The organism is Burkholderia sp. Ac-20392 (assembly GCF_017104585.1).
Lineage (GTDB): Bacteria > Pseudomonadota > Gammaproteobacteria > Burkholderiales > Burkholderiaceae > Burkholderia > Burkholderia lata.
This window is the reverse complement of sequence record NZ_JAAGPB010000446.1, coordinates 1-6867: the sequence shown is the minus strand read 5'-3', so window position 1 is coordinate 6867 and position 6867 is coordinate 1. Positions and strand designations below refer to the sequence as shown.

Below are 6867 nucleotides of genomic sequence, written 5' to 3'. Positions count from 1 at the left end.
GCGCGGCAGCATCGTGCCGTGGGAGCAACTGAAGCTGCCGCACGAGGTCGACGGCTCGGCCGGCACGTTCCGCGCGCCGCGCGCGACCAGCACGCTCGATGCGGACAACGATTACGCGGCCGTGCACGCGTGGCTGTCGCTGCATGAATCGGCCGCGACGCGGCGTGCGTACCGGAAGGAGGCCGAGCGGCTGATCCTGTGGGCGATCGTCGAGCGCGGCCGTGCGTTGTCGTCGCTGACGACCGAGGATGCGGTCGCGTATCGCGCGTTCGTGCGGCGCCCGACGCCACACGAACGCTGGGTCGGGCCCGTGCGGCCGCGCGGTGCGCCGGACTGGCGGCCGTTCTCGGGCGCGCTGTCCGCACGCTCGGCCGCGTACACGCTGTCGGTGCTCGGCGCGCTGTTCCGCTGGCTGATCGAGCAGCGCTACCTGCTCGCGAATCCGTTCGCGGGCGTCAAGGTGCGCGACACGCGCGGCGCGAACGCACTCGACACATCGCACGCGTTCACCGAAGGCGAGTGGCTGCTCGTGCGCACGATCGCCGACGGGCTCGAGTTCCGCAAGAGCAAGACGGCCGCGCCGCAGTCGGGCTGGACGCCGGCCGCCGCGCAACGGCTGCGCTTCATTCTCGATTTCGGCTATGCGACCGGGCTGCGCGCGAGCGAACTGGTCGGCGCGACGCTCGGCGACATCGAGACCGATGTGCACGGCGACGCGTGGCTGAAGGTGATCGGCAAAGGCAGCAAGGCCGCACGCGTCGCGCTGCCGCCGCTTGCGCGTACCGGCCTCGACCGTTTTCTGGTCGCACGGCGGCTGCCGGTCACGCCGTCGCGCTGGCGGCCCGACACGCCGCTGATCCCGAGCCTCGCGGAAGACGGCGCGGCCGCGATCACGAGCGTGCGGCTGTGGAAGGTGATGCAGCGTTTCTTCGCGCAGACGGCCGATCAGGTCGATGCCGACAACCCCGCGCTCGCACAGAAGCTGCGGCAGGCGAGCCCGCACTGGATGCGACATACGCATGCGACGCACGCGTTGGCGCGCGGCGCGGAGTTGACGACCGTGCGCGACAACCTGCGACATGCATCGATCTCGACGACGTCGATTTACCTGCACGGCGACGACGTGAAGCGGGCGCGGCAGATGTCGAGCGCGTTTGCGGCAGACAAGTAATCGCGTCGTGCGGAGCGGGCAGGGGCTGCCCGCGCGTCGTCATGTCGCCTGTCGACCTGCGTCCGGCTGCGCGAGTTTCTGCGCTGCACGCGCCACGACCGCATGACGATCGGGCCGCACGCGCTCGAACAGCGCGGATACCGACGCGAGAATGTCCGGCGCGGCACGCTCGGGACGTCCGCAGTCGAACGGCGGCTCGGGCGCGTATTCGATGCCGAGCTGCACCGCTTGCGCGTAGGCCGGGCCGGCGATATCGGCCATCACCGACAGCGCCATGTCGATGCCGGCGGTGACGCCGCCGCCCGTGATGACCGGGCCGTCACGCACCACGCGCCCGTCGTCGACGATCGCGCCGAACGGCGGCAGCAGGTCGCGCCATGCCCAGTGGCAGGCAGCCCGCCGCCCTTGCAGCAACCCGGCCGCGCCGAGCACCAGCGACCCGCTGCACACGGAGGTAACATAGCGGGCGCCCAGCGCGAGCCGGCGCACCTCGCGGACGAACGCATCGTCGGCGATCGCGTCGATCACGCCGAGCCCGCCCGGCACGCAGACGAGATCGGCGTGCACGATGTCGGCGAGCCGCTCGACCTCCGCAAGGATCAGGCCGCTGTCCGCGCGAATCGATCCGCCGCGCACCGAGGCCGGGTGAATCCGGGCGCCCGGCAGACGCCAGAACACTTCGTCCGGCCCGGTGAAATCGAGTTGCGTGACATGATCGAACAATGCGAATACGACGATGAATGGTGTGGTGGCCATCACGATCTCCCGAAGACATGAACGGCTTGTAGCATCGGGCCGTGCACCGTCCGTCGCAATGTCATTTCTCCCGCACTTTCTGCCATGACCCATCGCGTTGCCATGCTCGTGTATCCCGGCTTCCAGTTGCTCGATGCCGCCGGGCCCGTTGCCGCATTCGAGATGGCCGACTACGCGCGCACGCCGTATTACGCGGTTCGCATCGTCGCGGCGCAGCCGGGGCTGGTCCGCAGTTCGTCCGGCGTGAGCTGGCAGGCCGAGCCGCTGCCGGAGGTGGCGGACGTCGATACGTTGCTGGTCGCGGGTGGCGATGGCGTCGATGCCGCGATGGTCGACGAAGCGACGTGCGCGTTCGTCCGCCGCTGTGCGGCGCGCGGCATCCGCGTGGCGAGCGTCTGTTCGGGCAGCCTGCTGCTGGCGGCGGCTGGTGTGCTGGACGGCCGGCTCGCGACCACGCACTGGGGCTGCGGCGAGCGCTTCGCGCAGGCGTTTCCACAGGTGCGGCTGGCGCTCGACCGGATCTACGTGAATGACGGGCCGTTCTGGACGAGTGCGGGCATCACGGCCGGCATCGACCTGACGCTCGCGCTGATCGGCGAGGATCGTGGCGAGCGGTTGGCGCGCGCGGTCGCGAAACGGCTGGTCGTGTACTACCGGCGCCCCGGCGGGCAGTCACAATTCTCGGCGCTGATCGAGCTCGACAGTGCGCAAGGGCGCTTCAAGCCGTTGCTCGACTACATTCGCCGCAATCTCGGCGCGCGTTTGCGCGTGAGCGACCTGGCCGAGCAGGCGTGCATGAGCCCGCGTCAATTCGCTCGGGCGTTCCAGACGGAAACCGGCCTCACGCCGGCCAAGGCCGTCGAGAAACTGCGCGTGGAAGCCGCCCGCGCCGCGCTGGAAAGCGGGGCGGCGTCGCTGCAGCGCGTGGCGAACGAGTGCGGGTTTGGCGATACGGAGAACATGCGGCGCAGTTTCCAGCGCTGGCTGGGCGTCGCGCCGTCGGCGCTGCGGTCGTAGGCGGGCGTGGTCGAGCACGGCGTTGCGGCGCGACGTGTCGATCCGCTTCTTGCTGGCCGCTCAGTCGCCTTCCGGATCGTCACGTTCCGCGGCCACGCGGGCGAGCCATTCCGTAAAACTGGCGGCGACGCGTTCACGTTGCTCGTCGTCATGCCAGACCCGGATCACTTGCCCGACCGTGCCGCCTTCCGCGGGATCGAGGTCGACGCACAGATGATTGCCGCTACCGTCGTGCGTGAACGGAATCCACTTGAGGTTGTACCAGTCGTCGCGGATGCCGGCGGCCGGGTCGGACGTCATGTCGTCGAAGTCGCCGCCGGAAACGAGCTGGTTCCAGATCGACCATTGCGCGAGGATTTCATGCGCGCTCAGCAATGCGTCGTGTTCGGCGAAGACGGCGTTCGGATCGGTTTGTCCGTCGTGCAGCCGGAGGCTTTCCAGCAGGTCGTCCGGCAGCGTCGCGCCCAGCGCGGCATGCAATGCGGCGATCGCGTGCTCCGGGGCCGGCCCGTTGAGTCCGCCGGGCAGGCGTGCCGGATCGGCGGCGATCCAGCCTTCGATGCGTTGCCAGGTTTCGCGAACGGCGGGGACGGTTGCGCCGGCAATGGATGTGTCGGGTACGTTCATCGGGTTCCTTGTAGAGATGCTTCGGGGCGCACCGCGATCCGGTCGGCTGGCCCGTGCCGCTCTCTCGGCACGTCGGCGAAGCACAATTTTTGTGAAGCGCTATTGGACGATTCACCGCGCCGTAATGCAACTGTCAGGGATGTCAGGAGGGGCGGGCGATTGCAATCGCACGTGCCTGAATGCGCGCTCCACCGGCCAAGGGATGACGCATCGCAGCGTATCCGCCAATCACGCGGAACGGTCCGGCGCACGCCGCGGTCATAAACTTTTTTGAGGGGAACTGCAAATGGCATCGAGCCAAAGCACAGTCGATTTCATCGTCGAGCAGATGGCGGCGGCCGGCACCGTATCGGCGCGCAAGATGTTCGGTGAATACGGCATCTATTGCGACGGCAAGATGGCCGCGCTCGTCTGCGACGATCGGCTGTTCGTCAAGCCGACGCCCGAAGGCCGCGCGTTTCTCGGCACGTGTGAAGAAGATTCGCCGTATCCGGGCGCGAAGCCGCATCTCGTCATCTCCGGCGAGCGCTGGGACGATCGCGAATGGCTGTCGGCGCTGATCCGGATCACCGCCGCGCAGTTGCCGGTGCCGGTGAAGCGGAGCCGATGACGGGTTTTCGCGTGCCATGTTGCGCTGCGGCCAGGCGTATTCTGTGTCACATGTGCGCGACCATCGCGCATCCGGTGGGAGCACAAGAATGAACACATCCGGACATCCGCGCGGCACGCGGCTTGCTCGCCGCGCCCGGCACGCGCTCGTCGCGGCCCTGTGCGCGGGCTGGAGCGCGCTGTCGTTCGGCGCGGACGATGCGGCGACGCTGCTCGAGCGTTACCGCAGCCTCGGCCCGCAACTGAAGGACAACGCGTTTCACCGGCCGCTGGTCCTCGAATCGGCGGAAGCGTCGTCGTCGCTGAAGGGCGACATCTACGCGGTGGTCGACTATCCGTACACGGTCGTGAGCGGCCAGCTCGACGATCCGGCGCAGGGCCCCGCGAACTGGTGTGCGGTGCTGATCCTGCACCTGAACACGAAGTATTGCCACGCGTCGACCGGCAGCAATGGCCCGGTGCTCGACGTGAACCTCGGCCGCAAGATCCAGCAGAAGCTGTCGGACACCTATCGCGTGCAGTTCCGCTATCGCGTGGCGGCCGCGACGCCCGACTATTTCCAGGTCGACCTGACCGCCGACAGCGGCCCGATGGGCACGAAGGATTACCGGATCGCGCTGGAGGCCGTGCCGGTCGGCGGGTCGCGCACGTTCCTGCATCTCACGTATTCGTATGGCTTCGGCACGGTCGGCCGCATGGCGATGAAGACCTACCTCGCGACCGTCGGCAGCGACAAGGTCGGCTTCACGACCGTCAGTGGCGGATCGGCCGCGCAGCCACAGTACATCGGCGGCGTGCGCGGGCTGCTGGAGCGCAACACGATGCGCTACTACCTCGCGATCGACACCTATCTCGCGACGCTCGACAAGCCGCTCGACCAGCGCCTCACGCGCTGGTTCGACGCGACCGAGCAGTATCCGCAGCAACTGCACGAAGTCGAGCGCGGCGCCTATATGCAGATGAAAGCGCAGGAGGTGCAGCGGCAGCAGGCGGCGCGGTGACGCCGCCTGCTGCCGGCTGCTCGGCGTCGATCAGTTCGACGCGCCGCCGACCGTGCGGATGCTGTGCCACTGCCCCTGTTCGACGCGGAACAGCGTGTACGGCGGCTTGATCAGGTCGCCGCGCTCGTCGAACGAGATCTTCCCGGTCACGCCGGTGACCGACACGCCGGGCAGGCTCGCGACGATCTTGCCGCGATCGGTCGAATCGGCCTTGTGGACCGCCGCGATCATCGCGAGCGCGGCGTCGTACGCGAACGGCGCATACAGCTCGACGTCCTGGTTGAAGCGCGCCTTGTAGCGCTGCGCGAACGCGACGGCCGACGGCAGCTTGTCGAGCGCGGGCCCCGGTTCGAGATCCTGCGTGCCTTCGCCCGAGCTGCCGGCGATCTTCAGGAATGCATTGCTTTTCAGTGCGCCGGCGCCGAACAGTTGCGCGCGGATGCCGAGCGAGCGCATCTGCTTGACGAGCATCGCACCCTGTTCGTCGAGCCCGCCGAAGAACAGCAGGTCGATGTTGTTGCTCTTCATCGTGGTCAGGATGCCGCGAAAATCGACGGCCTTGTCGTTCGTGTATTCGCGACCGACGACGCTGCCGTGCGCGTCCTTCACGCCTTTCTCGAACGCGTCGGCGAGCCCCTGCCCGAAGGCGGTGCGATCGTCGATGATGCCGATCCGCTTCGCCTTCAACTGCTCGACCGCGAAGCGGCCGGCCACCACGCCGCCGACGCCGTCGTGCCCCATCGTGCGGAACACGTTCTTGAAGCCCTGCATCGTCAGCTGCGGATTGGTCGAGCCGGGCGTAATCATCGCGACGTTCGCCTGCTTGTAGACGGCCGACGCCGGAATGCTGCAACCCGAGTTGTAGTGACCGACCACGCCGACCACACCGTCGTCGACGAGCTTCTGCGCGACCTGGATCGCGATGCGCGGATCGGCCTGGTCGTCCTGCACGTCGAGCACGAAGCGCACGGGCTTGCCGCCCACGGTCGGATGTTTCGCGTTTTCTTCGTCGAGCGCGAGTTGCGCACCGTATTGCAGATCCTTGCCGACGCGCGCGACGGGCCCCGTCAGTGGGCCGGCGAAGCCGATCTTGATGGTTTCCGGATCAGCGGCCTGCGCGGATGCGGCGACGGTGCCGATCGAGCAGAGCGCCAGCCATGCCAGCCAGTTACGACGATTCATGATGCCTCCTTGCAAGGGTGGAAGTCGCGGCGCGCGTCAGAATCGCGCGGCCCGGTACGGCGTGAGGTCCAGCGGCGGCGCGCGCTGGGCGACGAGGTCGGCGACGATTTGCCCGGTGATGCCGGCGAGCGTCACGCCGAGATGCTGATGACCGAATGCATGAATCACGCGCGCGCTGCGTCGGGCGCGGCCGATCACGGGCACGCCGTCCGGCAGCGTCGGCCGGAAGCCGAGCCAGCTGCGCGTCGGTGTGCCGAGCGACGGCACGGCTTCGCGTGCGGAACGCGTGAGCAGTGCGACGAGCGACGGATTCATCGGCGCGTCGAAGCCGCCGAGTTCGACGGTGCCGGCCGCACGCAGCCCTTCGTCGAGCGGCGTCATGTAGAAACCGCGCTCGGCCCAGCCGACCGGCCGCGTGACGATCGGCTCAGGCGTGCCGAACTGCACGTGATAACCGCGCTCGGTATCGAGCGGCACCGTGTCGCCGCACGCGGCCGCGAAGGA

Annotated in this window: 8 protein-coding genes; 4 read left to right on the top strand and 4 right to left on the bottom strand. The window is 68.3% G+C overall.

Features of this window, described 5'->3' with window-relative positions; genetic code table 11:
- The coding region (locus G3N99_RS31560) for a tyrosine-type recombinase/integrase (RefSeq protein WP_206124344.1) at positions 1-1171 on the top strand (1171 nt) is incomplete at its 5' end.
- Between the two features lie 39 nt (positions 1172-1210).
- Here G3N99_RS31560 and G3N99_RS31555 read toward each other — a convergent pair.
- Positions 1211-1927, bottom strand: coding sequence for a DJ-1/PfpI family protein (locus G3N99_RS31555; protein ID WP_206124343.1), 717 nt, complete (start codon positions 1925-1927; stop codon positions 1211-1213).
- Between the two features lie 84 nt (positions 1928-2011).
- Here G3N99_RS31555 and G3N99_RS31550 point away from each other — a divergent pair, with 84 nt between their 5' ends.
- Positions 2012-2944, top strand: coding sequence for a GlxA family transcriptional regulator (locus tag G3N99_RS31550; protein ID WP_206124342.1), 933 nt, complete (start codon positions 2012-2014; stop codon positions 2942-2944).
- A gap of 60 nt (positions 2945-3004) precedes the next feature.
- Here the strand turns inward: G3N99_RS31550 and G3N99_RS31545 are convergent, their stop codons facing one another.
- On the bottom strand, positions 3005-3571 hold the full coding sequence (locus tag G3N99_RS31545) for an SMI1/KNR4 family protein (RefSeq protein ID WP_174932697.1): 567 nt from the start codon (positions 3569-3571) through the stop codon (positions 3005-3007).
- A gap of 286 nt (positions 3572-3857) precedes the next feature.
- Between G3N99_RS31545 and G3N99_RS31540 the strand changes: the two genes are divergently transcribed.
- Together G3N99_RS31540 and G3N99_RS31535 are read left to right on the top strand one after the other, a co-directional pair.
- Positions 3858-4181, top strand: coding sequence for a TfoX/Sxy family protein (locus G3N99_RS31540; RefSeq protein WP_206124341.1), 324 nt, complete (start codon positions 3858-3860; stop codon positions 4179-4181).
- Positions 4182-4269: 88 nt separating this feature from the next.
- On the top strand, positions 4270-5181 hold the full coding sequence (locus G3N99_RS31535) for a hypothetical protein (protein ID WP_174984656.1): 912 nt from the start codon (positions 4270-4272) through the stop codon (positions 5179-5181).
- A 30-nt stretch (positions 5182-5211) separates the two neighbouring features.
- Here the strand turns inward: G3N99_RS31535 and G3N99_RS31530 are convergent, their stop codons facing one another.
- Positions 5212-6363 carry a branched-chain amino acid ABC transporter substrate-binding protein gene (locus tag G3N99_RS31530; protein ID WP_174984654.1) on the bottom strand — a complete coding sequence of 384 codons (1152 nt, stop codon included), beginning with the start codon at positions 6361-6363 and terminating at the stop codon, positions 5212-5214.
- A gap of 36 nt (positions 6364-6399) precedes the next feature.
- Positions 6400-6867 (bottom strand): FAD-dependent oxidoreductase (locus G3N99_RS31525; protein WP_206124340.1); only part of this gene is annotated, 468 nt, incomplete at its 5' end.